This is a genomic window from Marinomonas sp. 63XJN7_9_ISO-PGPR-S23-217 (assembly GCF_056173515.1).
The window spans coordinates 2,213,438-2,235,304 of the sequence record NZ_CM149678.1 but is presented as its reverse complement, the minus strand read 5'-3'; the positions used below and the strand labels follow the sequence as shown (position 1 = coordinate 2,235,304).

Below are 21,867 nucleotides of genomic sequence, written 5' to 3'. Positions count from 1 at the left end.
TGGCAGAAAAAAAGACAAACAGACCAATGAAAAAGGAATCATAAAAAATCAAGGTATTTTTCTTCCCTTTTACCATAGACATTCTTGGGAGGCAGAGTAAAATTAGCATCCGTTTCGCAACACACTTAATATCTGAAAGGCCTTATGGATCTTAATACTCTTGACAACTACTGCATTGAGACAACTCAATCAGAACCGGACCTATTAATTGAGTTGGTTGAGAAAACCTACTCAGATATGGGCTATCCAAACAAGTTGTCAGGTAAAATCGTTGGTCGTACTTTGAAACTTCTTAGCACGATCAAACAACCTAAGCGCGCATTAGAAATCGGTATGTTTACTGGTTACTCTGCTTTATCCATTGCCGAAGGTATGCCCGAAGATGGCAAACTAATCTGTTGTGAAACCAACCCAAGAGCAATCGAATTTGCTCAGTCCTTTTTTAATCGTAGCCCAAATGGACACAAGATCACGCCGATTTTTGGTCCCGCACTGGATACGATTCAAGACCTTGAGGGTCCCTTCGACTTCGTATTTATAGACGCCGACAAACGCAACTACTTGAACTATTATGAAGCAGTACTTCCTTTAGTTGCTCCTGGCGGGCTTATCATCATTGACAACTCTATTTGGCAAGGACGTGTCCTTGATCCAGTAGAAGCGAGTGATATTGCAGTCAATGATCTTAACCGTCTGATTGCGCACGATAATCGAGTCGAAAATGTCCATCTCAACGTCCGCGACGGTTTGAACCTCGTCGTAAAACGTTAATTCCTATTTTTTAGAAGCTTGGCTCGCTTGAGAACTTCCAAGGCGAGTCGAGTTTATGTGCTATTTAAAAGACATTAAGTTAAGAGGCAGCGATTTTGGTCGTTTTTAAAATCACAAATACTATTACCGGTAAACATTATATAGGCACCTCGTTCAATAGTGGCTTTCAACGCTTTGAGCAGTATGTTGAGGCCGCCAATGAAGGGTTAGACTTCCCTCTATATGATGACATTCGAGAGCACGATCTAAGTGCCTTCTCTGTTGAAGAATTGTTTGAAACCGATGACAAAGAAGAGCTTTACGAACTTGAGAAAGACTATGTCTCAATTTACAACGGTGAAAGCCTTCGCGGTTACAAAATAGGTCAAACAACCACCAAAGCAGCCACACTAAGCTTTGGCAAAAAAGCCTTGTTTGACTCTAATGGTGTGTCCACTGCAGAACAACCTAAAAAAACCAGAAAGGCCGCAACAAAAAAGTCAGTTGAGCTCCCCATCAAAAAAGAGGTAGAGCCAAAACCGACGACTCGTTCCTTTTTTGGCGAGCTCATTGGTGAAGATCGCTTGGACTCTCCTGCATCGGCCGCAAAAGCAGCAGATCCGAAAAAACCGTCTGAGGTGTCTAAAGTGGAGCGCTCTAAAAGCAAAGCCAGCATTCAACGCATGCTGCGCGAAGCGGAAAAGGCAGCCAAAAAAGAACGTGAAGACAAATTAAAAGCTCAACAACAAGCTGAAGCGGAAGAAATGGCACTGATTATGGCAAAAATTGATATTACATCAAAATCCGCCATGTCAGCCTTTCGCCGCCGTAAAGGGTAATATGGACAACAGAGCCCGTTAGCTCGACGTCTGAAACACCAATAAAAAATCCCAATCAAGATTGCTTGATTGGGATTTTTTTTAACAAAAGAGATAAAAACCCTTGTCGAGAATCAAACGCCTTAACAATTACGCTCGCGCTTTTTTCAAGGTTTCAGATATCATAAAGGCCAACTCAAGAGACTGATCCGCATTCAAGCGTGGATCACAATGAGTATGGTAGCGATCACCAAGATCGGATTCCGACACTTGGAACGCACCGCCCACACACTCTGTCACATTTTGCCCCGTCATTTCAAAATGCACACCACCAGCATAACTGCCTTCTGCTTTGTGCACTTGGAAGAATTGCTGAACCTCTCGCAACACATGATCCACATGACGAGTTTTGTAACCAGAGCTGGCTTTAACGGTATTGCCATGCATTGGATCACTACTCCAAACAACCTGCTTACCCTCACGCTGAATCGCTTGAATTAATTTAGGCATACCCGCTTCGACCTTATCGGCCCCCATACGGACAATAATATTCAAGCGTCCCGCTTCGTTTTTAGGATTCAGAGTATCGCACAAACGCAATAGATCTTCAGGATCCATTGTCGGACCAGCTTTCACACCAATAGGGTTTTGTACACCTCGCAAAAACTCCACATGAGCACCGTCCAGTTGGCGAGTACGATCTCCAATCCACAACATATGCGCAGAACAATCGTACCAGTCACCAGACAAGCTATCTTGACGTGTCAAAGCTTGCTCATAAGGTAGCAACAAAGCTTCATGGGAGGTATAAAACTCGGTTTCATGCAATTGACTCACATTACCGATGCCACACGCTTCCATAAACTGCAGCGCGTCGTCGATTTTATCGGCAATACCTTGGTATTTTTCACCGGCAGGACTGGCTTGCAAAAAGTCATTATTCCATTTGTGCACCTGATGCAGATCAGCATAGCCTCCCTGAGCAAAGGCACGCAACAGGTTCATTGTCGAGGCACTTTGATTATACACTTTGATCAAGCGCTCTGGGTCTGGTATGCGTGCAGATGAATCAAACTCGATACCATTAATAATATCACCGCGATAACTGGGCAGTTCAACGCCATCAACCGTTTCCGTCGCAGCAGATCGAGGCTTCGCAAACTGACCCGCCATGCGACCCACTTTTACCACAGGACATTTACCTGCATAGGTCAATACCACGGCCATTTGCAGCATGACTTTGAAAGTATCTCGAATGTTATTAGCATGAAACTCAGCAAAACTTTCCGCGCAATCTCCCCCTTGCAACAAAAAGGACTCGCCTTTAGCGACTTTGGATAACGCTTTTTTTAACTGGCGGGCTTCACCAGCAAACACTAAAGGCGGCATTTTCCCCAGTGTATTTTCAACTTGTGCCAAATGCTCCGCATTTGGGTAAACAGGCTGCTGCAAGGCTGTCTTCGTCCTCCAACTATCTAAACTCCAGTTACTCATATTGTTTTGACCTTATAATATTTAAATTCACTCTTTTTCTATGACTGGTTATACAAGCAATAAAAACCAACATTCTTTTAAAGCCGACTATCTTTCCTTTAGCGAGCGACCACCCAAAGGATTAGTGCATCTTTACTAGAGGTAGAGACAACCACATGCCCCATAGTGGCATCATAATACACACTGTCCCCTTCTTTTAATTCAATTGGCTCATAGAACTCAGAGAAAAAATTAATTTTCCCTTCCAGCACCAATAGGAACTCCTCCCCATCATGGCGAACCCATTCCTTAAACTCGCCGAAGGAACGTGCCCGTACCGTCGTTTTAAACGGCACCATTTTTTTACGACTAATGGAATAATTCAATAACTCATGCTCATAGGTCGCCGTTGGATGAGGTTCACCCCGACCTTTACGAGTAATGTCTCGGCGGCCAGCAATAGAGTGTTCGCTTGCTTCAACAAACAATTGAGGCAAATCCATTCCCAACCCTTGAATTAACTTTTGCACGATTGTGAAACTTGGTGATACCTGATCATTCTCAATTTTCGACAATGTTGATCGGGCAATCCCTGTACGTTTACTGACTTCCTCAAGCGTCCACCCTTTTGTCAATCGAATCTCTTTTACTCGTTTACCTAATTCTAAAGGTTCAACGAATCGATCGGGGTCTGACGCAGTAGCCGTTTCTAAAGATGGTCGACTTACCATAATTCACCTATCACACTGATGTACCGAAAGTTTACTAAAAGACTCCACGTTAACCTATCCAATATTTGCACATATCATGCTTATGCATTAAAAAAACCTGCTACCGCAGGTTTCAGGTTACTGATAAACCCCAGTTTTTTGCTGGGGTTTTATTTTTCTGAGTCTTTTGCTCACATTCCTTCCTAAGTGACTCAAGATATCTCATTAGTTACTTAGAGCTCTTTGAGGCCTTTTATTAAGGCTCTGACTATCGATTTCGTCATTTTTTTGAACAAATAAAAGCCTCTAGCTAAGCATTAAGGCTATCTTTTTCATATTTTGGGCGGCTGCCGTTAATAGACATTGAGAAGCTACTTTATCTGTTCCTCGAAATCGTGCATATCGATAGCCATGCAGCTCTTTTGCGTCGGCAAAACTTCGTTCCACGGTTTCCTTTCGTCTGGCATAAATGACTTTGCCTAATGGGGTTAGCCGATGGGCATTGATGCGTTCTTTGCTATCTTCCCAAACATGACGCGTAATGGTTTTGACCGATTTTTTGTTTGTGGTGCAGCGGTGCTTTTCTGGGCAGTTCGCGCAGATCAGGCTATCTGAGTCGTAGTGACGGTAACCTTCTCGAGAAGTGGTTTTGTAAATGAGTTTTTCACCTTGCGGACAGAAGTAGACATCTTGTTCCCTGTCGTACTTGTATTCGCGTTTATAGAAGAAGCCTTTCTTGTGATTAGGACGACGATAGCCCATCACGGCATAGATATGTCGTTCTTCTAACCCATGACAAACTGCCGAGGTAAAGTACCCCGCATCGACTCCGACCGATGTGATGAAAAGCTTAAAGCGTTCTTTGATTCGGTCCAATCGCTCTAAATAAGGGACAGCATCGTGGACATTGCCTGCGGTGACGTGTACGTCAGTAATAATGTTGCAACGTGCATCAACCGTTCGGTGATCTAAGTAGAAGAACCCTTTGGGCTTAGTATCTCGTACCATATAGCCACTCTCTGGATCCGTCGTACTCTGCTTGATTTCACGACTCTCCACCTTGTTTTTTTCAGGTGGTAAAGGCTTTTTTCCATGAACGAGTCGATCCTCCTCAACGGCCTTATCGAGCTCATCCATATACGCCTGTCGGGACTGTTCAACCACTACTTTTTCAAAATGCTTTTTGTTCGCATTGGCTTTAAGGTGTGTGGAGTCCGTATAAAAGGTGTTTCCGCCAACTAACTTGTGTTTTATAGCCTGGAGTACGATCTCATCAAAGATCTTTTGATAGATATCGGATTCCTTAAAACGACGTGTGCGGTTTGCACTCAAAGTGGAAGCATCGGGAATTTTGTCAGTCAGGCCTAAACCTAAGAACCAACGATAAGCGACATTAACTTGAACCTCTCTAATCAACTGACGTTCACTACGAATACCAAAAAGGTAGCCAATAAATAGCAACTTAAACATGAGAGTAGGATCGAGAGCGGGACGACCGTTATCCGCGCAATAAAAATCCTTCACAAGATCATGTAGAAAGGAAAAATCAATAATTCGATCAATCTTGCGAAGCAAGTGATCACTGGGGACGAGCTCGTCGATGGAAACAAACTCTAAAGTAGACTGGGTTTGAGGGCGTTCTTTAAGCATGCCGTTATTATAAAAAATCCCCGCCGAATGGCGAGGACTTTATCAGCAGTCTGAAACCTGCTACCGCAGGTTTTTTGTTGATATCAAAACACCATTCAATGGACTCACTTATTGTGAGCGACTAGCGGCTGCATTGCGGCTTCGCAACGAGCAAGATCAAACCCTTTAGCCGACACATAGTCAACCAAAGTCTGATACTCCTTACCCTGAGCATTATTTACTAACACCCATGCAACAGAAGAGCGAGTGCCAGTACGACAAAACGCAAAAGTTTTTTTACTCTCTTCAAGAGAGGCCATCTGTTGAGACACCTGCTCCTGCCCTAGCGCACTCAAATTAACTGGATTATAAATATATTCTAACCCTTGCGCCCGTGCCTCAGCCTCAAGATCGGCAGAAGTAGGCTGTTCCTCGGCTTCGCCATCAGGTCGATTGTTAATCACTCGCTCAAAACCCATGGATTTTAATTTTGCAAAATCCTCAACCAAAACCTGAGGGCCAACAAAATACATATCATCTAGTGCAATCGGATTATTCATAACTCTCTCCTCCAAACATCTTTCAATTAGGATCGGTACAACACTTTAATCAAATGGTAACCGAATTGCGTCTTAATCGGGCCTTGAATTTTCAACAACGGGCCAGAAAATACCGCCTTATCAAACGCAGGCACCATATCCCCCTTGTGAAACTCCCCCAAATCCCCCCCTTTTTTCCCTGACGGGCAAGTGGAGTATTGCTTGGCCAACTTATGGAAATCCTCTCCCTTATCCAGTCTCACTTTAATCGATTCCGCTTCTGCTTTCGTTTTTACTAAAATATGACAGGCGCTGGCTATTGCCATAATAATACTCTCCACCAAATAACCATGACTAAATAGCTCATTTTAACCTAACTGATGTGCTAGGATTGTATAAGATGACTAAAAAAATAGGGTAACTCAACGATGATAGGCTTCACCGCAATAAAAGATCTTTCGCTACTCCTTGTCGAACCGTCCGATACGCAAAAAAAAATTATCGGCAAAGCCCTGAAAGATGCTGGTGTAAAGCAAATCGATTACACCAACAATATTAAAGAAACACTGGAAAATCTCGCCAATTTTCCACCGGATTTAATCATTTCTTCCATGTATTTGCCCGATGGCACAGCCAATGACCTAATCGACACCATTCGCAATAACCCCGAGACAGAAAATCAGTGCTTCATGCTGATCTCAAGTGAAAAAAACCGCGATCATCTAGAACACCTTCGACAATCCGGCGTACTCGCCATCCTTCCCAAACCCTTTTCAAAACGAGATTTACAACGGGCTATTTATTCAGCCGTTGATTTGATTGCCGAAGAAGAAATCGATTTAGAATTGTTCGACCCCAGAACTCTGCGAGTCCTCGTAGTAGATGACAGCAAGATGGCTCGCAAGCATGTTAGTCGCACACTGAATACGATGGGAATAGAACAAATTCAATTGGCTGAAAACGGCCGACAAGCCATTGAGAAACTCAACACAGAAGAGTTTGACTTGATTGTTACGGATTACAATATGCCAGAAATGGACGGCAAAGAACTAACCGACGCAGTCCGCCAAAACCCAGCCATTGCACACATCCCCATTCTTATGGTCAGCTCCAACTCTGAGGACAGCCAACTTTCAAACATTGCTCAAGAAGGCGTCGATGCCATTTGCGGCAAGCCTTTCGAACCAGGCACAGTAAGACAGCTACTCGCCCAAATACTAAACTAGCCTCTTTTCTGCATTCGTTTATCGGTCTGCATTTGCTTACAAGGGTTTCGAAACACTTGTAAGCATTAAACCTCACATCTATCACATACGCAGAAGATTAAAAACGCAACTAATCAAACTCTATTCTATCGCGTCCATTACTCTTAGCCTGATAAAGTTTTTTATCGGCAACTCTCACGGCGTCATCAAGACTGTCTTGACTTTTGCGACACACACCAATACTGCACGTCACTTTTATCTTAGCCCCAGTAAACTCCTTTTCACGCAAAGATACCTGAAAGCCAATGAGCTTTTGCTCAAAAATATCATCCTCTTCATTTGATACAATACAGAACTCTTCTCCACCAAATCTACAAATCAATGATTCCGGAAAAGCGAGGCCGATTTCTTTACCAACCAGCTCCAACAATGTATCACCCACCATATGACCATAGGTATCGTTAACGCATTTGAAATGATCCAAATCCAGCATTGCAAACCCAGCCCCGTTGCCTTGGGAAATTGCCTGCTTATAGAAAGACTCTCCCTCATCAAAAAGATAACGACGATTTTTCAACTTAGTCAGCACATCAATATTAGCCAAATCCCGAATGGTTTCGAGCATTTCTTGAGATTCCAAGTTATGAGTAATACGACAATGAAACTCTTCGTGATAAAACGGCTTTTTCAAAAAGTCGTTGGCCCCAGCTTTGATAAACTTTGCAGACAACGCACTATCATTACCCGTTGACAACCCAATCACCACTAAATTTTTAAAGCGGTTATTATGACGCAGCATACGCACCAGATCATGACCATTAATAATGGGCATATCATGATCGGTAATAAAAAGACGAATTTCAGGATCTTCTTCCAATTTTGACAATGCTTGCTGACCATCTTCAGCCTCAACCACATTAAAACGGTATTGCTCTAGTAGGCTTTTCACAAATAGACGGCTGGTTGACGAATCATCCGCGACCAACGCTTTAATATGTTGATTTTTTCTTAGGCGCTCGATCACTTTTATAACATGATCAAAAGAGTAACGACTGTCTTTCGTTATATAATCCAACACGCCTTTATTAAGCAATTCTAAACGAAGGTCATCATTGAAATTCCCTGTCAACACAATACAAGAAACACCTGTCCCCAATACTAAATCCACTATTTCACCGTTAGGAGCATCAGGCAGATTCAAATCCACTATGGCGGTAAAAAACTCTCCTCCCTTTTGAGATGCTAAGGTTGTTTCGGCTTCCTGATAGCAGGAACAGACAGTTGGCACATAAATAGTTAACTGACTCAACAAATGCTTTAACACGTTTTGCACAACTGGACTGTCTTCAACAACTAATATTTTATATACCATGAAAAAAACGACACCTTATCAAATCACACGCTTATTTAGATTATCCTCTATGACCAACGGCCTCGATACACTAAAATACCCATGAAATATGAAAATCTAAATAACCTTGGTCAAATGCATATTGAATGCGTCCCATCTTATTTATTAAAGAAGGTAATTTGCTTTTATGCAATGTCGTCCTCATTGTGGTGCTTGTTGTATAGCACCTTCTATATCGTCCCCTATTCCTGGAATGCCAAATGGGAAAGCCGCAGGAGAAAGATGTATACACTTACTTGAAGATTTCCGCTGTGGCATCTTTAATAGCCCTAATCGGCCAACTGTTTGCCAAGCATTCGCCGCTGAAGAAATGATTTGTGGTCACTCAAGAGAAGAAGCCTTACTCATCATATCAGACTTAGAAAACGCTACGTTATCAACGGACTAAATCAACATCAGGAGCAACCAATGACCAATGCGTTAACGAGACTTGTGACCCTAGTCTTTTTTACATTCCTTTTGAGCGCCTGCGCAAGCCAGCAAACAGAACAAGGATTGGTAGCCAAGCCTCCCAGTGAATCGCAAATAGAAAGCAGCGTAAAAGACCAAGTCGCCTTAATGCTACATGCTTTTACCCCAGTGGCTGGACAAGCTATCCCGAACAATACGGTTCTAGATGTTTATAAACATCGTGACTACCGCCCTATGTGGATCAAAGACAAACGGATCAACTTATCCATCTATAAATTGGTCGATATCCTTGAGAAAGCCAATACCCATGGTCTCAATCCGATCCACTATCATGTGGGTATCATTAAACATTACCTGTCTCTAAAAAAACCATCGCCTCAACAACTGGCAGAAATGGATGTCATCACCACCATCGCATTGGCAAGTTACGCCCACGATTTAAGTAATGGACGCTATGAGCCACAGCTTATTGACCCCAACTGGCAACTGGATGCACCCAGCAATGACTGGAAAAAGCTGCTACAAATGGCATCCGTCAACAACATGGTCAATTCATTACATTTGCTAGCACCAAGAAGCCCACAATATCAAATTTTACAGAAATGGCTGGTCTACTATCAGGAGTTATCTAAAAAAGAGAAAGACATTCTTGTCGCACCCGGCAAACCTCTCGCTATTGGTGATCAAGGCCCACGGGTTGCACAGTTACGTGCTCGCCTTGTACAACTGGGCGACATTCGCTTTTCCACTCGAAAAGTAGATGAGGATCGCTTTGACAAGCAACTCAAGCAAGCATTAGAACGTTTTCAGAATCGCCACCACCTTATTGCTGATGGAGCAGCTGGCCCAAACACCATTAAAACCCTCAATGTCCCACTTAAACGTCGTGCAGAACAAATCGCCTACAATTTGGAAAGATGGCGCTGGCTACCAAGTCAACTGGAAGCCAATCGTATATGGGTCGATTTAACCAATTATTCTGTCGATATGTATTTAAATGGTAATCACACCACCATGAAAGCCATCATTGGCACACCGGATAGAAAGACGCCTGTCTTTAAAGCTATCATGACTTACATGGTGGTAAACCCAACCTGGCGAGTACCGGATCGTATCGCTCGCGAAAACCTGCTACCTAAGCTGCAAGCCGACCCAAACTACTTAAGCAAACACGGCTATAAAGTATTTGCCAATTGGGGAATTGGGGCCAAAGAACTGGATCCAACGCAAATCAACTGGAAAGCCATTTCTCAAGAGAACCTAGCGTTTCGCTTTGAACAAACACCAGATAAAAACAACGCGCTTGGCTCTTATAAATTTATGTTTCCAAATAGAAACGAAATCTATCTGCACGACACTCCCGCCAAACGCTTATTTAGGGCGAGAAACCGTGCTTTTAGCTCAGGCTGCATCCGCCTTGAACGACCCGCTCTTTTCGCAAAAAGCCTGATGACCGATGGTAAAGACCTCAGAGAATTGGCTGACGCAATAAAAAGCAAACAAACCAAAGTGCTCACTCTGCCTCATTATATTCCAGTGTATTTGGTTTACTTTACGGTGGTAGCCAATGCTAACGGTATGCCAGAGTTTCGTAATGACATCTACGGTCGTGACAAGCTGATGGAAGAAGCCATGGGCTATAAAGCCTTCAGCCCAAGCGACTCTATCTAGCACCATAGTTAATGAAAAGCCCCACTATGATCCATAGTGGGGCTTTTCATATTTATGCGGCGCCTTAGATCACATCATCAAACAAGATTCAGGCACCATTAATCGGCTTAGTTCACGACAATTAGTTCGCAATAATGCACAAGGTAACTTCTTCTCTATCGTGATAAAGGTGTTTTATTTGGTATTGAAAACCCACACCCGCTTTATGGAGCCTTTCTTCAATAAGCTCGATGCACAACATCACTTCTTGATAACGTTTTTTCATAGGCAGCTTCAAATTAAAGATCGCGCGACGCGTCCAACGCTTAGCAAACCAATCCGCCATCAATTCAGCTACTTTAATTGGACGCTCTACCATGTCACATACTAGCCAATCAACTGTATAAGGCGGCTCATACTTAAACCCGTCCGCTTTTTCATGCTGAACCAAGCCACTCGACATCAGTGCTTTTTGCATTGGTCCATTATCGACCGCAAACACATGAATGCCTCTTTTCACAAACTGATAAGTCCAACCACCAGGCGCAGCACCTAAATCAACAGCCGTCATACCCTCCGTTAAATCTTTTGCCAGTTTTTTCTCTGGAACAAACTGCAAAAAAGCTTCCTCTAACTTAAGCGTAGAACGACTCGGCCCAGCAGCAGGAAAACGTAGGCGACGAATACCCATGGGAAACTCACTACGACAAGCCGCATAGGACACGCCTAAATAGGCAGACTCACCATCCAGCAAAAACACATGATGACGAACACCAATGGCTTTATTTCGTAGTACGCCAGACTTTTTCCAGCCTTGCTTTAACGGCTTGTCTAATTTTTTAATCAAACCAGACAAAGCTTTGGCATCATTCGTATCGGCTGTCTCTATCCACACATCTTCCGCAAGAGGCAACTGACGCGCAGCACTTAACAAAGACTCTACCCGTGAACCGGACTCAAAATGGATCACCTCATTAACAGCAATAATTTGACGAGCAAAAATCAAACGATTAAAAGTCCATTGTTCAATCAAGGTTTCCGCAGGCTCTGAATGATCAAAGTGATACACTACAAAGCCTGAGTCCGGCACCACTTTCGCGTAACCATAAAATCCTTTTTCCGATGACATTTGTGCCAGCTCAGCTGCACAATCTTTCTCAAAACCAGGTCGGCAATATGCCAAAATATTCTTCATTCATCATCCCGCCCTAAGTCGCTCTCATAACAAGCGAGACGCTTAGGTTTTATTTGCCAGAAGGCCATTTTAAAAATTTTTCAGCAAAGTGCGCACGAACAAAATCACAAAATTTTGCATTAAAGTGTTCGCCGCTTGATGGCATGACACAATAGCTTTTCAACTCCCCTGCCCATTCAAATGACACAGAGTAAGCATGTAAGTAACCACGATCTGCTGGTGTTCCACTGTACCGATCATCACCAAAAATGGGAGAACCAAGGCTTTTTAAGGCCACACGAATTTGGTGCGTTTTGCCCGTTAATGGCCGCACAATGAAAGCCCGAAAACCATCAAAAGAAGTCGAAAAGAATTGCGTCACGGCCAAGTTGTCATTTTCTGTGGTTAAACGCCATTGCCCACGGCGACTGGGCACCATGCCTCCTTTTATAGACCCTTGCTTTTTTTTAGGCTTACGGTCCGACAGCGCAATATAGCGTTTTTCTATTTGATGTCGCTCAAATAACTCCCCAAACCTTGCGGCCGCTTCTTTATTCAACGCCACCAGCAAAATTCCCGAAGTCATTTTATCAAGGCGATGAACAGGATAAAACGTCATACTGGGGTAATCTTGCTTTAATGTTTTCATCACCCCACTCTCATCAGATTCAGCGTGGAAACTCATACCAACAGGTTTATTTAGCACCCAAAAATCATCACAACGAAAAATAACGTTAAGCAAAGCAACCTCATACATAAGGATAAAAAAGGCATATAAACAACAGTGTCCCCTCAGGCTATCAGAGAAAGGTCACAACACATAAAAAACATCAAGGTAAACTAATACACTTTATTACGACCCGCTTTCTTCGCCTTGTATAACGCTTTATCAGCCAGCGCCAACACATCCTCAAAAATAACGGTTTCCTGAGACCTAGACGCGACACCAATACTGACCGTAACAGGAATACGAATACCGTGACTCGACACAATATTCAAAGACTCAATCGACGCCCTTAAGAACTCCATTTTCGATATAGCCTCTGAAGTATCCGTATCAGGCATAATAATAACAAACTCTTCACCGCCATAGCGGCCTATTTTATCTTGTTTCCGCAAGCAAAGGGACATCGCACTCGCCCCTTTCTGCAAAACAAGATCACCGGCTTCATGCCCATAAGAGTCATTAATCCTCTTAAAATGATCAAAATCGATAATAGCAAATGAACACACGCCTGAAGATTCCAGCGCTTCGTTAAAAATAGCCAGAGCCTCATTTAATACCTTACGACGATTCGGCAACCCCGTTAATACGTCTCTCTCAGCCAGCTCTCTTAATCTCATATTGACACGAAACAAGCGTCCAACCAGCGCCTGAACAGCCAGTCCAAATGAAAACAAAGAATAAATAAAGACTAAAATAATCGAAACCGTCTGCTCGGATTGATCTAGCAAGAGACCACTACGTGGGGCATATAACTGACATAAGATAAACGCTAAAAATGAACTAACAATAGTGATGACTTGCCAAAATCGCTCACTTTTTTGAAAACTTAAAAAAGAATAGGATGAAAACATGACCAACAGCCACTGTAGGCCACTTCCAGAACCCAATACAAAAAAACAAGAAAAGACGATTTGGGCAATGGCCAAAAAAGGAGCAACAACCCGCATCCAGCTAAGCCATTTGCTTCGATTAATAGAGAAAAGCCAAACAGAAAAGGCAAAACAAAAAAAATAGAGCAAGCTTGCGAATAGATCAGGCCGCCCTAGTGAAAAAACTACCATTAAAAAACAGTCCACTAACGCTATTAATAGCAGGACTAAATTAACAATGTATTTATCACCAAAATCGACATCCGTCTCCAATTCCCCTTGATTTAGTAGCTTTTCAAGCAAATTATATGAGCACAATACCGCTATATTCCTAAAACAAGAGAAAGACTATTCAGCCCTTGACTCAGGGAGAATAATCAATTGGAAACTTTGTGTAAAATAGAAGCATTATTGTACCATTTTATAGCGCACAGTGTATAGAAAATTACATAAGGTAAGACACTAAATCCCCAAGATAGGCACACTTACCTTGGGGGAGGATGCTATTTCTCGGCTAAACGAAAGCGAGCAATTTGGTGAACCTGTCGCATGGCCATTTTGAACTCTTCCTGTGAAGAATGATGAATCCTCTGCTCAAAAGCCGACAAAATGGCCTCTTTGGTCGCGCCTTTTACCGCCATAATAAAAGGAAAACCGAAGCGCGATTTGTAACGATCATTGTAATCGGTAAAACGCATAAGCTCTTCGGGCGTACATTGATCTAAACCAGCGCCAGCTTGCTCACTACTAGAGTCTTGAGTCACTTCCCCAGCCAAAGCCGCCTTACCCGCCAAATCTGGATGAGCTCGCAATAAAGCCAGTTTTGTATCATTCGTATTTTGTTCGACCACATCAAACAACAAACGCGCTAAATGCTCTTTCTGATCATAGTCAGTCAGGCTGTTTTTGTAGCTCATTGCCTGCCATGCCTGTTCAGCAACCCAAGCAGAGTGCTCATAGACTGAACCAAACACCGCAATAAACATCTCTTTCGTCATGGTACTTGGTTTAGCGTCAAACACTCCCTCCAATGTCTGAAATTCCATCGGAACGGACAGCTGGTCTGTCATGCTTTTCTCCATATAATTCATTGTTTGTATAATTAAGCTTTTGCTTGATAAGGAAAATGTTCATGCCAGTGTTTGGCAATATCGACGCGTCGTGCACACCAAACATCATCAAACTGACTCACATAACTGAGGAAGCGTCTTAGCCCTGCGATGCGAGCAGGACGACCGATCAGACGACAATGCAGTCCTATAGACAACATTTTTGGTTGCGTTTTTCCTTCTTCATACAAGGTATCAAACGCGTCTTTTAAGTATTGAAAAAAATGCTCGCCTGTATTGAAACCCTGCATCGCCGCAAAACGCATATCATTGGTATCAAGGGTATAAGGTACCATTAATTGAGGTTTCCCCCCTTCCAAACGCCAGAACGGTAAATCATCACTGTAGTCGTCTGCGTTGTATAGAAATCCCCCTTCCTCCGCGACCAAACGACGAGTATTGGGCCCTGTTCGCCCTGTGTACCAGCCTAAAGGACGTTGGCCTGTCAGCTTGGTAATAACATCAATGGCTTTTTTCATATCAGCACGCTCGGTTTCTTCATCCACGTACTGATAGTCAATCCATCGATAACCATGACTACAAACTTCGTGCCCTTCCTCAACAAAAACCTTAGCAATCTCTGGATGACGCTCAAGGGCCATACCAACGGCAAAGATGGTCAACGGAATTCCCATCTCTTTAAACAACGACAGAACACGCCATACCCCAGCACGACTACCATATTCATAAAGGGACTCCATACTCATGTGACGAACACCTTCTCTGGCATCCGTCCCAATCATCTCGGATAAAAACGCCTCCGAGGCCTTATCGCCATGCAGAATGCAATTTTCACCCCCTTCTTCATAATTCAAGACAAACTGCAACGCCACCTTGGCATTCTTAGGCCAATGCGGATGGACTGGTTTTCCTGCATAGCCAACTAAATCACGATCATAAGACATCACATCACCCCATTAAAAAGACAATTCCATGGCAACTTCACCATACACAGTAGATTGCCACAAAATAACATAAAAAAATTGGCACAAATATTGATTAAAAGAAACAAACATTTCACATAAACAAAATGAGCTAAGTGAACCAATCAGTCAACTATTTTATAAGCCCTATAAGAGGGCAAACAAAAAAACCAAAGCACAAAAAAAGTGCGACTTTTTTGGTTAAACGCGCTAATAAGAGACATAAATTGGCGTGGCTTGTGCAGCATGCAGTTTATATACCGAGTCACTCTATTGTTAATAATACGGCCGGACCTTTTTAAGATGGGAAATTTTTGTGAATAACACCAAAACCGCACAGCATATTTCACCTAGACTGGAACTGATCAATATCAGCAAGCAGTATCCTGGCTGTCTTGCCAATGACAATATTAGCCTGAGCCTCATGCCTGGAGAAATTCATGCTTTGCTGGGAGAAAATGGTGCTGGAAAAAGCACTCTCGTCAAAACCATTTATGGTGTCGTCGCGCCAGACACAGGCCAACTTATCTGGGATGGCAAAGAAATAGAAATCAAATCACCCTCCACGGCGAGAGAGCTTGGGATAGGCATGGTCTTTCAGCATTTTTCTCTGTTCGAAACGCTAACGGTCAGCCAAAATATCGAACTCTGTTTGAGCAAACCTCAACTGGCCTCTATTGGCAATCTTGCTGAGAAAATCCGTCAATTATCCCAAGAGTATGGTTTGAATATCGATCCCCATCGTTACGTACACTCACTCTCAATTGGAGAACGACAACGGGTAGAAATAATGCGTTGTTTAGTCCAATCAGTAAAACTCTTGATTTTGGACGAACCGACCTCAGTGTTGACCCCTCAAGAAGTGTCTGGTCTTTTTAGCGTACTGCGAACACTCGCCGCAGAGGGGTGCAGTATTCTATTCATTAGCCACAAACTGCACGAAGTCACCGAAATTTGTGAAAAAGCCACCATTTTACGAGGTGGCAAAGTCATCAATACTTGCTCTCCTGCAGAAGAAACGTCCCATTCCATTGCTAAAATGATGGTGGGCGACTTAGCAGAACAAGAGGCTGGTTACTCCAAAAAAGAGGGAACGGAGGTACGCTTTCAGATTCATGATCTCTCCCTTAGCACACAACATCCCTTTGGCACCTCACTAAAACACATCAACCTTGAGCTAAAAGCAGGTGAAATTCTCGGTATTGCAGGTGTCGCCGGCAATGGACAAGACGAATTGATGGCCATTATCAGCGGCGAAGACAGCCGTCCCGTCAACGCTCATCTAACCATGAAGAGCCAACCAATTGGCAATTTAAAAACCGCTACACGACGACAGCTTGGCATGGCTTATGTCCCCGAAGAGCGCTTAGGCCGAGGCGCGGTTCCCGATATGAGCTTAACGGAAAATACCCTCCTCACCCACAGTCAAGGCTTTATCAAATACGGCCTAGTCCAATGGAAGCAACTAAAAGACTATGCCAAACAACTGATCAGTGATTACAGCGTCAAATGCCACGGCGAATTTTCTGAGGCAAAAAGCTTAAGTGGCGGAAACTTGCAAAAGTTCATTATGGGACGCGAAATCGGTCAACGACCTGATGTATTGATTTGCGCCCATCCGACATGGGGAGTAGATGTCGGTGCAGCATTAGCAATTCACCAAGCTTTATTAGAACTACGCGACCAAGGGGCTGCCATTTTATTGATATCAGAAGACATTGATGAACTATTCTTACTAGCAGACCGAATGGCAGCCGTATGCGATGGTTATTTGTCTCCTATTGTCCGTACCCAAGACACCAACATAGACCAAATTGGCCAATGGATGGCAGGAACCTTTATTAACAATCAACAGCATGATGCTGACATGTTACAGGAGACCACAGCATGATGCGTATTCAAGCGCGAACGCAACCTAGCCAATTAATGACATTCGTCTCGCCCCTGCTGGCGATTGCTCTCACCCTTATTTTTGGCTGCATTCTTTTTTCAGCGCTCGACAAAAACCCGATTGAGGCGTTGCATGTATTACTCATCGCCCCCTTGTCTGATGGCTATAATGTGGGAGAAATGCTGGTAAAAATGTGCCCCCTGCTACTTTGTGCCGTGGGCTTATCACTTTGTTATCGGGCCAATATGTGGAATATTGGTGCGGAAGGCCAATTACTTGCTGGAGCATTAGGGGGGTCGGCGGTCGCACTAGCCTTTGGCGATTCCACCAGCGCCTTAGCCTTGCCTTTAACGCTTTTGGCTGGCGTTGCCTCGGGTATTGCTTGGTCTGCCGTTCCCACCTATTTAAAACTACGCTTCAACTCGAACCTTATTCTCACCACCATTATGTTTAACTACATTGCCTTTTATCTACTGGTGTGGGCAGTCAATGGGCCACTACGAGACCCTGATGGCTACGGTTTTCCTGAATCCGCTATGTTTTCGGATCAAACCATGCTGCCGATTCTCGTTGCGGGAACTCGAATTCATTTAGGCATTTTGTTGTCTCTACTGTCTGCTGTTGTGGCTTGGTTTATCTTGTCTAAAACCCACTTAGGCTTTCAAGTGCGCGTCTTTGGCTCTGACGAACCAGCGGCGACCTACGCAGGCTTTAGCAGCAAAAAGCTCAGTTGGTTTGTTATGCTCCTTGCTGGTGCACTAGCAGGCCTAGCAGGTGTATGTGAAGTGACTGGCCCCATAGGCCAATTGGTGCCTAACGTTTCCCCTGGATACGGTTACTCCGCCATCATCGTCGCCTATCTGGGTCGCTTACACCCTCTGGGTGCGATTATTGCGGCCATCTTTTTGGCCGTACTCTATATGGGGGGCGATCTGGCACAGATTCAAATGAATATTCCCACTGCGGTGGTCGGTATGTTTCAAGGCGTTTTGCTTTTCTTCTTATTGGCGTGCGATTTCTTTATTCGCAACCGCCTTGTTTTCACTCATCAAGCCACGGCTTAGGAGCCTATTTTGGACGCAGATTTCATAGCACAAATCTTATTCTCCGCAATAAAAACAGGTACTCCCTTATTATTTATTGCTCTTGGCGAAGTCATATGTGAAAAGTCTGGGGTACTGAACTTAGGCCAGGAAGGGATGATGCTCATGGGAGCCGTCGTTGGCTTTTTGGCAGCCTACTCAACTGGCAACATGGCATTTGGCGTGCTTGCGGCAATGGCTATGGGGTGTGTCATGAGCCTTATCTTTGGTGTTTTAGTGTTACATCTTGGCGCCAACCAAGTGGCCACGGGGCTCGCACTAACCATCTTTGGTACGGGATTAAGTGCCTTTGTTGGATCGGACTTTGTCGGCAAAACCATTCAAGGCTTTAACCCCATCCCCATCCCGTACCTATCCTCCATTCCGTACCTTGGCAAAATTCTCTTCGAGCACGATCTGTTGGTCTACCTTTCTTTCATCATGACCGTGCTCATTATGTATGTTGCTAACAAAACTCGCTTGGGACTAACACTCAAAGCCGTCGGTGAAAACCCCAATGCCGCCAATGCCATTGGCATCAAGGTACTTCGGGTCCGCTATTTGGCCATTATGTTTGGTGGTGCCATGACGGGGATCGCTGGGGCTTATATGTCCTTAGTCTATACCCCTATGTGGGCGGAAAACATGACAGCCGGCCGTGGCTGGATTGCCCTTGCGCTGGTGGTCTTTGCTTCTTGGCGGGTTGGACGCATTATGCTGGGGGCCTATTTGTTTGGCTTGGCCAGCATTATGCATTTGGTTCTCCAAGGATTCGGCTGGACCATTTCGACCAACTTATTAGCCATGTTGCCTTATGTGGCGACAGTATTCGTTATGGTCATCATCAGTGCGGATAAATTTAAAGAAAAACTGTTGGCGCCACGATCACTCGGAAAGCCGTTTGATCCAAGACATATGGCCTAACCATGCGTCAATTTGAGCTATCAAAGGCCACATACCAATAACAATAGTATAAAGCGTTCCATTAACAACGACAAAATCGCCGAAGGGCACAGGAGTTTCATCATGAAGTTAAAGAGTTTATTACTTGGCGTAGGTCTCATGCTTGGCGTGACCATGGCCCAAGCGGAAGAACCTTTTAAAGTTGGCTTTGTATACGTTGGCCCAGTGGGAGATCTGGGCTGGAGTTACGAGCACGACCAAGGCCGCAAAGAAATGGAGAAATATTTCAAAGGGAAAGTAAAAACGACGTATGTTGAAAACGTGGCAGAAGGCGCCGACGCAGAACGTGTCATTACCCAACTGGTCAAAGCGGGCAACAAAGTCATCTTTACGACATCATTTGGCTTCATGAATGCAACCGTTAAAGCGGCTAAACGCTTTCCTAATGTAGTGTTCGAACATGCCACAGGGTATAAACGGGCAAAAAATTTAGGCACTTATGTTCTCCGTACCTACGAAGGCCGTTATATTTCTGGTGTTGCCGCTGGATTGCTTACTAAAACCAATACCATTGGTTACATCGGAGCCTTCCCTATTCCGGAAGTTATCCGTGATATCGATGCGACCTACATGGGAGCAAAAAGTGTTAACCCTAATATCAAGCTAAAAATTGTTTGGGCAAACACTTGGTATGACCCAGGTAAAGAAACCGACGCCGCCAATGCTCTAATGGATCAGGGAGCGGACGTACTGATTCAACATACCGACAGCCCTGCGCCACTGATTGCCGCACAAAAACGTGGTGCTCGCGCCATTGGTCAAGCATCGGATCAGAGTAAATTTGCTCCTCAAGCACATATTTTCTCAGTACGTGATCACTGGGCACCCTACTATATAAAAACCGTACAACAAGTGATGGACGGTACTTGGAAGTCGCAGGATTTCTGGGGTGGGTTCCACGACAACATGTTGCAACTGGCTTCCATCAATCCCAACCTGCCAAAAGACGTACGCGCTAAAATTGATGAAACATTGGCTGCCATCAAATCTGGCAAACTCAAACCGTTCACTGGACCTATTAAAGACAATACCGGGAAAATCGTTGTGCCTGCTGGCCATTCGTTGACAGACCAAGAACTAGCAAGAGTAAATTGGTATGTTCAAGGCATTACCGATAAAATCCCCCAATAACAGTCGTTTAATGTAAATGGGTTATCGATTCTCTATAGGCGGAGAATCGATAACTTTTCATCTATCATTTTAAAAACCGGATCGAAAACAGCGAAAGCGCTATTGATAAAAAAGCGAAAGCACTTTATAAAACACCCTACCCCCTTGGCAGAACACCTGTAATGTAACACCTTAAACAGTGTCGCTTTAAGTAGTGGATCAATCGGCATAAGAAAAAGCGACCACAGGAGAGAAAACCATATGGGATACCTAACGACGCACATTCTGGACACAACACACGGCACCCCAGCGGCGGGCGTTGCCATCACGCTCTATGAGCTGATCGATGGTGATAAAGTCAAAATTAACACCAGCATTACAAACAGTGATGGTCGCTGTGACCAGCCTATCCTGCCCGAGAAGGACTTTCATCAAGGCGTGTATGAACTAGAGTTTGCCATCGGTGATTATTATCGCCGCTTAGACAAACAGCTTGCGGAGCCACTGTTTTTGGATGAGGTGGTAATTCGCTTTGGTATCAATGATGCAACCAGCCACTACCATGTTCCTGTTTTAGTTTCTCCCTATGGCTACAGTACATATCGAGGTAGCTAAGTCATGGATACGAAATGGGTTCAAGAAGCCGCTAAATTGGAAAAATCAGGTATCGATTTTGTGATGGTATCTGTGTTTGCCATAAAAGGTTCTACACCAAGGGAAATCGGCGCTCGCATGCTTGTTACACAGCATGCCATTTATGGTACCGTCGGCGGCGGTCATTTAGAGTGGAAAGCCATTGCGAAAGCAAGGGAAAAACTCAGCGAAAAAGACAGTCAAACGAGCACCGAAGATTATCCCCTTGGGGCGACATTAGGACAATGTTGTGGTGGCTTTGTAACATTACTGTTTGAAAGTGTCCTGCAATCTCCGTTAACCATTGCGATTTTTGGTGCGGGACATGTGGGGCGAGCTATTGTGCATTGTTTAGAAAATATTCCTTGCCATTTAATCTGGGTAGATAGTCGTCAAGATGAGTTCCCGACACAGGTATCGGACAAGGTGACCACTAAAATAAGCGATTACCCCGTTGATGAAGTTGCCGACATGCCTGCCAATACTTTTTATTTGGTACTCACGCACAACCATCAACTGGATTTAGAGCTGACCGAAGCCGTAATAAAACGTAACGATGCGGCCTTTATCGGGGTTATTGGATCGCAAACCAAAAGTGCTCGGTTCCGCCATAAGTTAGCCAATAAAGGCTTCACTCAAGCTCAAATAGACCAAATGCATTGCCCAATGGGTGAACACAACTTGCGCTCAAAGCAGCCTGGGGAAATCGCCATATCCGTCCTTTCCCAGCTGTTAAAAATACGCGCATCACAACACACAAAAGCATCCGCAGCGATGCCCGTTAAATGAA

General features: G+C 44.1%; 22 protein-coding genes. 11 read left to right on the top strand and 11 right to left on the bottom strand.

Features of this window, described 5'->3' with window-relative positions; translation table 11 throughout:
• Nucleotides 1-144: 144 nt before the first annotated feature.
• Nucleotides 145-771 (top strand): O-methyltransferase, encoded by a 627-nt coding sequence (locus AC0VYI_RS10370; protein ID WP_199477620.1) that lies wholly within the window; start codon nucleotides 145-147, stop codon nucleotides 769-771.
• Between the two features lie 95 nt (nucleotides 772-866).
• The gene (locus AC0VYI_RS10365) at nucleotides 867-1,589 is read left to right on the top strand and encodes a GIY-YIG nuclease family protein (protein WP_475449148.1); all 723 of its coding nucleotides are present in this window, start codon (nucleotides 867-869) and stop codon (nucleotides 1,587-1,589) included.
• Nucleotides 1,590-1,718: 129 nt separating this feature from the next.
• Here the strand turns inward: AC0VYI_RS10365 and AC0VYI_RS10360 are convergent, their stop codons facing one another.
• From AC0VYI_RS10360 to ppiC, 5 genes are all read right to left on the bottom strand, one after another.
• Complete coding sequence (locus AC0VYI_RS10360; protein WP_199477618.1) at nucleotides 1,719-3,062, bottom strand: class II 3-deoxy-7-phosphoheptulonate synthase; 1,344 nt, start codon at nucleotides 3,060-3,062, stop codon at nucleotides 1,719-1,721.
• Nucleotides 3,063-3,160: 98 nt separating this feature from the next.
• Nucleotides 3,161-3,772: a helix-turn-helix domain-containing protein gene (locus AC0VYI_RS10355; protein ID WP_199477617.1), complete on the bottom strand. Its 612-nt coding sequence runs from the start codon at nucleotides 3,770-3,772 to the stop codon at nucleotides 3,161-3,163.
• A 285-nt stretch (nucleotides 3,773-4,057) separates the two neighbouring features.
• Complete coding sequence (locus AC0VYI_RS10350; RefSeq protein WP_475443365.1) at nucleotides 4,058-5,401, bottom strand: IS1182 family transposase; 1,344 nt, start codon at nucleotides 5,399-5,401, stop codon at nucleotides 4,058-4,060.
• Between the two features lie 104 nt (nucleotides 5,402-5,505).
• Nucleotides 5,506-5,940 (bottom strand): protein tyrosine phosphatase family protein, encoded by a 435-nt coding sequence (locus tag AC0VYI_RS10345; RefSeq protein ID WP_475449145.1) that lies wholly within the window; start codon nucleotides 5,938-5,940, stop codon nucleotides 5,506-5,508.
• A gap of 26 nt (nucleotides 5,941-5,966) precedes the next feature.
• On the bottom strand, nucleotides 5,967-6,245 hold the full coding sequence (ppiC, locus tag AC0VYI_RS10340; RefSeq protein ID WP_233407886.1) for a peptidylprolyl isomerase PpiC: 279 nt from the start codon (nucleotides 6,243-6,245) through the stop codon (nucleotides 5,967-5,969).
• A gap of 102 nt (nucleotides 6,246-6,347) precedes the next feature.
• Here ppiC and AC0VYI_RS10335 point away from each other — a divergent pair, with 102 nt between their 5' ends.
• Entirely contained in the window at nucleotides 6,348-7,145 is a 798-nt protein-coding gene (locus AC0VYI_RS10335; RefSeq protein ID WP_475449143.1) for a response regulator, read from the top strand.
• Nucleotides 7,146-7,254: 109 nt separating this feature from the next.
• Here the strand turns inward: AC0VYI_RS10335 and AC0VYI_RS10330 are convergent, their stop codons facing one another.
• On the bottom strand, nucleotides 7,255-8,496 hold the full coding sequence (locus tag AC0VYI_RS10330; RefSeq protein ID WP_475449141.1) for a GGDEF domain-containing response regulator: 1,242 nt from the start codon (nucleotides 8,494-8,496) through the stop codon (nucleotides 7,255-7,257).
• Between the two features lie 166 nt (nucleotides 8,497-8,662).
• Here AC0VYI_RS10330 and AC0VYI_RS10325 point away from each other — a divergent pair, with 166 nt between their 5' ends.
• Together AC0VYI_RS10325 and AC0VYI_RS10320 are read left to right on the top strand one after the other, a co-directional pair.
• On the top strand, nucleotides 8,663-8,923 hold the full coding sequence (locus AC0VYI_RS10325) for a YkgJ family cysteine cluster protein (protein ID WP_199477613.1): 261 nt from the start codon (nucleotides 8,663-8,665) through the stop codon (nucleotides 8,921-8,923).
• A gap of 20 nt (nucleotides 8,924-8,943) precedes the next feature.
• Nucleotides 8,944-10,617, top strand: coding sequence for a L,D-transpeptidase family protein (locus AC0VYI_RS10320; protein ID WP_475449139.1), 1,674 nt, complete (start codon nucleotides 8,944-8,946; stop codon nucleotides 10,615-10,617).
• A gap of 121 nt (nucleotides 10,618-10,738) precedes the next feature.
• On the opposite strand, the gene rlmM is transcribed toward AC0VYI_RS10320, so the two are convergent.
• The 5 genes from rlmM to puuE all read right to left on the bottom strand — a co-directional run bounded on the left by rlmM (nucleotide 10,739) and on the right by puuE (nucleotide 15,380).
• Entirely contained in the window at nucleotides 10,739-11,791 is a 1,053-nt protein-coding gene (gene rlmM, locus AC0VYI_RS10315; RefSeq protein ID WP_475449137.1) for a 23S rRNA (cytidine(2498)-2'-O)-methyltransferase RlmM, read from the bottom strand.
• A gap of 49 nt (nucleotides 11,792-11,840) precedes the next feature.
• Nucleotides 11,841-12,512, bottom strand: coding sequence for a TIGR01621 family pseudouridine synthase (locus AC0VYI_RS10310; RefSeq protein ID WP_475449135.1), 672 nt, complete (start codon nucleotides 12,510-12,512; stop codon nucleotides 11,841-11,843).
• A gap of 98 nt (nucleotides 12,513-12,610) precedes the next feature.
• Nucleotides 12,611-13,684: a GGDEF domain-containing protein gene (locus tag AC0VYI_RS10305; RefSeq protein ID WP_475449133.1), complete on the bottom strand. Its 1,074-nt coding sequence runs from the start codon at nucleotides 13,682-13,684 to the stop codon at nucleotides 12,611-12,613.
• Between the two features lie 185 nt (nucleotides 13,685-13,869).
• Nucleotides 13,870-14,436, bottom strand: a complete 567-nt coding sequence (uraD, locus tag AC0VYI_RS10300) for a 2-oxo-4-hydroxy-4-carboxy-5-ureidoimidazoline decarboxylase (RefSeq protein ID WP_475449132.1) — start codon at nucleotides 14,434-14,436, stop codon at nucleotides 13,870-13,872.
• A gap of 32 nt (nucleotides 14,437-14,468) precedes the next feature.
• Nucleotides 14,469-15,380, bottom strand: coding sequence for an allantoinase PuuE (puuE, locus tag AC0VYI_RS10295; protein WP_475449130.1), 912 nt, complete (start codon nucleotides 15,378-15,380; stop codon nucleotides 14,469-14,471).
• Between the two features lie 334 nt (nucleotides 15,381-15,714).
• Between puuE and AC0VYI_RS10290 the strand changes: the two genes are divergently transcribed.
• The 6 genes from AC0VYI_RS10290 (at nucleotide 15,715) to xdhC (ending at nucleotide 21,866) form a co-directional block, all read left to right on the top strand.
• Entirely contained in the window at nucleotides 15,715-17,289 is a 1,575-nt protein-coding gene (locus AC0VYI_RS10290; protein WP_475449128.1) for an ABC transporter ATP-binding protein, read from the top strand.
• On the top strand, nucleotides 17,286-18,353 hold the full coding sequence (locus AC0VYI_RS10285) for an ABC transporter permease (protein ID WP_475449126.1): 1,068 nt from the start codon (nucleotides 17,286-17,288) through the stop codon (nucleotides 18,351-18,353). Before AC0VYI_RS10290 ends, AC0VYI_RS10285 begins: the two co-directional genes overlap by 4 nt.
• A gap of 9 nt (nucleotides 18,354-18,362) precedes the next feature.
• On the top strand, nucleotides 18,363-19,295 hold the full coding sequence (locus AC0VYI_RS10280) for an ABC transporter permease (RefSeq protein ID WP_199477607.1): 933 nt from the start codon (nucleotides 18,363-18,365) through the stop codon (nucleotides 19,293-19,295).
• Nucleotides 19,296-19,397: 102 nt separating this feature from the next.
• On the top strand, nucleotides 19,398-20,465 hold the full coding sequence (locus tag AC0VYI_RS10275) for a BMP family ABC transporter substrate-binding protein (protein WP_199477606.1): 1,068 nt from the start codon (nucleotides 19,398-19,400) through the stop codon (nucleotides 20,463-20,465).
• A gap of 240 nt (nucleotides 20,466-20,705) precedes the next feature.
• On the top strand, nucleotides 20,706-21,059 hold the full coding sequence (gene uraH / locus AC0VYI_RS10270; RefSeq protein ID WP_475449123.1) for a hydroxyisourate hydrolase: 354 nt from the start codon (nucleotides 20,706-20,708) through the stop codon (nucleotides 21,057-21,059).
• A 3-nt stretch (nucleotides 21,060-21,062) separates the two neighbouring features.
• On the top strand, nucleotides 21,063-21,866 hold the full coding sequence (gene xdhC / locus AC0VYI_RS10265) for a xanthine dehydrogenase accessory protein XdhC (RefSeq protein ID WP_199477604.1): 804 nt from the start codon (nucleotides 21,063-21,065) through the stop codon (nucleotides 21,864-21,866).
• Nucleotide 21,867 lies beyond the last annotated feature (1 nt).

What these genes read in the sequence shown, in the direction of transcription:
- AC0VYI_RS10335 (WP_475449143.1), top strand. Translation starts at nt 6,348, where the DNA reads ATGATAGGCTTCACCGCAATAAAAGATCTTTCGCTACTCCTTGTCGAA.
- AC0VYI_RS10370 (WP_199477620.1), top strand. Translation starts at nt 145, where the DNA reads ATGGATCTTAATACTCTTGACAACTACTGCATTGAGACAACTCAATCA.
- AC0VYI_RS10345 (WP_475449145.1), bottom strand. Translation starts at nt 5,940, where the DNA reads ATGAATAATCCGATTGCACTAGATGATATGTATTTTGTTGGCCCTCAG.
- AC0VYI_RS10355 (WP_199477617.1), bottom strand. Translation starts at nt 3,772, where the DNA reads ATGGTAAGTCGACCATCTTTAGAAACGGCTACTGCGTCAGACCCCGAT.
- AC0VYI_RS10325 (WP_199477613.1), top strand. Translation starts at nt 8,663, where the DNA reads ATGCAATGTCGTCCTCATTGTGGTGCTTGTTGTATAGCACCTTCTATA.
- AC0VYI_RS10350 (WP_475443365.1), bottom strand. Translation starts at nt 5,401, where the DNA reads ATGCTTAAAGAACGCCCTCAAACCCAGTCTACTTTAGAGTTTGTTTCC.
- rlmM (WP_475449137.1), bottom strand. Translation starts at nt 11,791, where the DNA reads ATGAAGAATATTTTGGCATATTGCCGACCTGGTTTTGAGAAAGATTGT.
- AC0VYI_RS10360 (WP_199477618.1), bottom strand. Translation starts at nt 3,062, where the DNA reads ATGAGTAACTGGAGTTTAGATAGTTGGAGGACGAAGACAGCCTTGCAG.
- uraD (WP_475449132.1), bottom strand. Translation starts at nt 14,436, where the DNA reads ATGACAGACCAGCTGTCCGTTCCGATGGAATTTCAGACATTGGAGGGA.
- uraH (WP_475449123.1), top strand. Translation starts at nt 20,706, where the DNA reads ATGGGATACCTAACGACGCACATTCTGGACACAACACACGGCACCCCA.
- xdhC (WP_199477604.1), top strand. Translation starts at nt 21,063, where the DNA reads ATGGATACGAAATGGGTTCAAGAAGCCGCTAAATTGGAAAAATCAGGT.
- puuE (WP_475449130.1), bottom strand. Translation starts at nt 15,380, where the DNA reads ATGTCTTATGATCGTGATTTAGTTGGCTATGCAGGAAAACCAGTCCAT.
- AC0VYI_RS10285 (WP_475449126.1), top strand. Translation starts at nt 17,286, where the DNA reads ATGATGCGTATTCAAGCGCGAACGCAACCTAGCCAATTAATGACATTC.
- AC0VYI_RS10330 (WP_475449141.1), bottom strand. Translation starts at nt 8,496, where the DNA reads ATGGTATATAAAATATTAGTTGTTGAAGACAGTCCAGTTGTGCAAAAC.
- AC0VYI_RS10320 (WP_475449139.1), top strand. Translation starts at nt 8,944, where the DNA reads ATGACCAATGCGTTAACGAGACTTGTGACCCTAGTCTTTTTTACATTC.
- ppiC (WP_233407886.1), bottom strand. Translation starts at nt 6,245, where the DNA reads ATGGCAATAGCCAGCGCCTGTCATATTTTAGTAAAAACGAAAGCAGAA.
- AC0VYI_RS10275 (WP_199477606.1), top strand. Translation starts at nt 19,398, where the DNA reads ATGAAGTTAAAGAGTTTATTACTTGGCGTAGGTCTCATGCTTGGCGTG.